The organism is Lewinella sp. W8 (assembly GCF_004375085.3).
GTDB lineage: Bacteria > Bacteroidota > Bacteroidia > Chitinophagales > Saprospiraceae > Neolewinella.
In genome coordinates, this window is sequence record NZ_SNAQ03000075.1 from 1 (window position 1) to 465 (window position 465).

General features: G+C 63.0%; 1 protein-coding gene. It reads right to left on the reverse strand.

Features of this window, described 5'->3' with window-relative positions:
• Nucleotides 1-465: hypothetical protein (locus E1J53_RS24100; RefSeq protein WP_173021631.1), on the reverse strand; the 465-nt coding region annotated here is incomplete at both ends.

Here is a 465-nt window from a genome sequence, read left to right on the forward strand (position 1 = left end):
TCAGCAGCAGCTCGTCGGTGTACACCGCGCCGGGCAGCAGTTCGTAGGTGCCGTTAGCCAGCTGGCGTACCCGGCCGATGTGCAGCGTTACGTCGCCACAGTCGTCGTAAGAACCGTTGTCAATCATCTCGGGGGTCAGGACCACCACACCGGTGCTCGCTCCGCCCGTGCTCGAACCGGACGTCAGGCTCACGTTCAGGCCGTCTTCACAGATGGCTACGGGAGCCGTACGGTCGATGACCGTGAAGGGTACGTCGGTGAAGTCAGCGTTACCACAGTCGTCCGTGTAGGTGTAGCGCAGCGTGTGCGTACCGGCGGGGATCGGACCGGCAATCTCCGCGTCGCCGTCGTTCAGGTCCAGGAAGAAGGTGCCGATGGGGGCGCCGTTCAGGTCCTGGAAGGGGTAGATGTCAGCTTTCAGCTCGATGCCGGCGCTACAGTTGTCCGTCAGTACGATGCTCGGAT